Source organism: Terriglobales bacterium, assembly GCA_035624475.1.
In the GTDB taxonomy this organism is placed as follows: domain Bacteria; phylum Acidobacteriota; class Terriglobia; order Terriglobales; family Acidobacteriaceae; genus DASPRL01.
The window spans coordinates 1-2,870 of record DASPRL010000234.1 but is presented as its reverse complement, the minus strand read 5'-3'; the positions used below and the strand labels follow the sequence as shown (position 1 = coordinate 2,870).

The 2,870-nt window shown below is 66.4% G+C and carries 2 protein-coding genes; both read right to left on the bottom strand.

All coding sequences use genetic code 11. The features are described from left to right. Nucleotides 1-1,216: N-acetylmuramoyl-L-alanine amidase (locus tag VEG08_09790; GenBank protein ID HXZ28273.1), on the bottom strand; the 1,216-nt coding region annotated here is incomplete at its 3' end. A gap of 201 nt (nucleotides 1,217-1,417) precedes the next feature. Then, a partial coding sequence (locus tag VEG08_09785; GenBank protein ID HXZ28272.1) for a DUF1015 domain-containing protein occupies nucleotides 1,418-2,870 on the bottom strand: 1,453 nt, incomplete at its 5' end.

Below are 2,870 nucleotides of genomic sequence, written 5' to 3'. Positions count from 1 at the left end.
AGGCAGGCGAGATCAATCCTTCAACCTTTCCCGCCGGGGGCGCGACTTCCACGGCTACCGCCGCCAGGGCAACGTTGTCCAGCGGCCGCAGCGAGGCGGTCAGCGGGACGGCAGGAATGTGGCGATTGTTCAGCTCCATGGCAATCGCCGCCAGCAGGCTCCGGCTCTGCTCCAGGTAGGCACCCTGCGCGTTGTCCCAGGGCAGGAAGCCGCCGGGGCTGGCGGAGACAGGAGATACGCGGGCGCTATACAAGCGCACTCCGGTTCCTGCCGATCCGGCATGGATGCTGATATACACCGTGCCACGAGCGCCATTGGCCATGGCGGCGCGTTGCTCGGAGGTGAGCGCGACATCGCCATCGCGGAGCAGAGCGCTGTGAATGTTGCGCGCTTCGAGGTCGGCGCGAAGACGCCGGGCCAGGGCCAGCGTGACCTCCTTTTCCGCCAGCGACGGCGTCAGCAGCGCTCCGGTCTCCTGGCCGCCATGGCCGGGATCGATCACCACCAGGAAGGTGCGCGCCGGCAGCAAGGCTCGCACCGCAGGCGGCGCTTGAGGCGGGGGCGCGGCCGCCGCGGGTGGCGCGGCCGCGGGCGGTGCGGCCGGAGTCCCCTTCGCCGCTGCCGCCGGAGCCGGCGCAGGTTCGATGGAGATAGTGCGGCCCTCATCCGTGAATCGGGCGATGAGCGGCACCGTGCCGTTGACCTCGATCTGGGCTGCGCCATTGCCCTCCGAGTAGGTGGCGGAGGTTATGTTGCTGTCGCCAAAATTGAAGCTGCTGGCGCCGGAGACGATGGGTTCACGCGAGAACACCATGCGAATGCGCCCCGGCTCGGTGGCGACGAACGGCGAGACCGGGCCGGCAAAGCGCAGCAGCAGGCGAGCGGGAGCGCCCTTTTCCAGTTGCGCGGTGAACGGCACCGCCACCGCGCCCACAAACAGCCTGCGCGAGGCGCCGTGAAACTGGACGGCACCGCCCAGCAGGCTGGAGAGCACCTCGCCCAGCGAGCGCGTGCTTACCAGCGCACGGTCGCGCTCGAACAGCAAGGGATCGGCAAGATCGATCTTCTTGCCGCGGATCTTGGCGCGCGTCTTTCCGTAGCTGAATTCGGCCTCGCCCGTGGCGCCGCCGTGCGGCGTGAAACGCAGCTTCCAGTGATCGCCCTGGCGGCCGGCGATCACGGCTCCGAAGGGCTGGAGCGCCTCCAGCACGCCCACATACTGCTTCCCCTCGCGCTCCACGATCGCAAGGCTGGCGGTGTTCTGCGCCGAGTAAACCGTAAGCCGCTGCTCCTCGGAGGCGGGAGCGAGCAGGAGAGACCACAGGCCCAGCAGGACGCTCGCGCCCGCGTAACGAAGTGGACGGAGGAGCATTTCAGCGCCGCCGATGGGCTGCCGGTGGTGGAGCTTGAGCGGACATCAGGCGTCTTCCAGAGAGTAAATGGTGAGCCCGCTGAGCAGCTTGGGGTAGAAGTCGGTGGATTTCTGCGGCAGCACACCTCCGTGGAATGCAATGTCGGACAACTGGGCGACGCGGACGGGATTCATCAGCAAGGCCAGATCCGCGCCGCCGCCTCGCACGCGCGCAATCGCCTCGTCGAAATCGCGATGATACGAGATGTGAAGCTGGTTGCGGATCGCCTCCTCGCTGATCCCCAGCGCGCGCGCGAGCAAGAGCTGGTGCAGATAGACGACGTCGAGCGAGCGCTGCGCCGGGCTCATGCCGGAGGGCAGATGATCGCCGGCGTCCGGCCGCGGGCGCAGCAGGTGCGCGCTCCCCTGGGTGACCGCCAGCAGCGCGATCCCCGTCTTGCCCGCCTGAAGCAATCTCTCACCCGCGGTCGCGGAGAGCTCGATTTTTTCCAATTGAAAAAATGTCTCGGCATCTTTCAGGAAGCGAGCGGCAGCGAACCCGGGCAGACCAAAGACGACGCGATGCGTGGGCAGAATGACCAGGCCCTCAGAATCCATGTTCACCAGCGTCATCATCACGCGCTCGGAGGGCGCGCCGGGCGAAGCGCCGGCTCCCGCCGCCGCTCGCCGCTCATCGCGGTAAGCCAGGGCCGTCTCGTAGCGGTGATGTCCGTCGGCGATGATGAGCTGCTTATCGGCCATCAGGCAGCGCGACTCGGCGATCGTTTCCGGATCGCAGATGCTCCAGATGCTGTGCATTACCTGGTACTCATCTTCCACCGCGAGGTCCGGGGCGCGCGAGCCGGCACAGGATTTCAGCAGGGAATTCACCTGGTTGGCGGGATCGGTGTAGAGCATAAAGATCTGCCCGAAGTGAGCGCGGGTGGCGCGCAGCAGGTTCAGGCGGTCCGCCTTGGGCTTGGAAAGCGTCTGCTCGTGGCGAAAAACCACTCCTTCCGCATAGTCGTGGATGCGCCCGGCAGCGATCAGCCCGCTGCGCTCCAGCGCCCCCTGGCGCTGGGCCCCGCCGCTGGAGTTGGTGGAAGCCGGCAGGCGGAAGCGCTGGGTGTAAAGGTAGAAGGCTGGGCGCGGATCCTGGCGGAGCACGCCGCAAGCGCGCCAGTCGCGGAAATAGGCGGCCGCGCGGGTGTAAACATTTTCACCCTCCGAGTCTCCGGGCTCCGCCTTGCCCAGGATGATGCGCACCAGGTTGTGCGGGTCCTGGGCGTAATAGCGCTCCTGCATCTGGGGAGAGATCTTGTCGTAGGGCTGGGTAACCACCTGCGCAACAGGAACTTTCGCCGGGTCGAAGCGGACAGCGGGGAAGGGGGCAAGATCGGCCATTTTGTCTCGCGACCGGTTGATTGTAACAACTCTCGCCGCCAATGCCCGTTGCACGAGGACAGCCCATCTAACCGAGGACAAACGTTTTCCAGAAAAGCAAGTCCAATGGCAAGAG